This window comes from Rhizobium sp. H4 (assembly GCF_003013335.1).
Lineage (GTDB): Bacteria > Pseudomonadota > Alphaproteobacteria > Rhizobiales > Rhizobiaceae > Rhizobium > Rhizobium sophoriradicis.
This window is the reverse complement of the sequence record NZ_PSOW01000064.1, coordinates 1-323: the sequence shown is the minus strand read 5'-3', so window position 1 is coordinate 323 and position 323 is coordinate 1. Positions and strand designations below refer to the sequence as shown.

General features: G+C 52.9%; 1 tRNA gene. It reads right to left on the bottom strand.

The features are described from left to right. Positions 1 to 228: 228 nt before the first annotated feature. Positions 229 to 305 (bottom strand) — tRNA-Met (locus C4N04_RS31480). Positions 306 to 323: the final 18 nt, after the last annotated feature.

Genomic DNA, 323 nt, shown 5'->3' with positions numbered 1-323 from the left:
GCTCACCCGAGATCCGCTGTCTCCTTCAAAAATCTCCATGTTGGCAACTGTCCTTATGCATGGGAATAAGGACAGGGTCTGAACAATTTTACTCAATATTCACAGGCGGTCGCGCTCGGACGGATACGCATCTATCTGGCTTTCCTTGAGAAGATGAAGTCTTCGTCCCAGCGATTCTCAGATGTGTTTTGGAATCAAAAAGCCCGCACGAGGCGGGCTTTTGTATTCTGGTTGCGGGGGCAGGATTTGAACCTGCGGCCTTCAGGTTATGAGCCTGACGAGCTACCGGGCTGCTCCACCCCGCGCCATCGCAAGTCGGATTG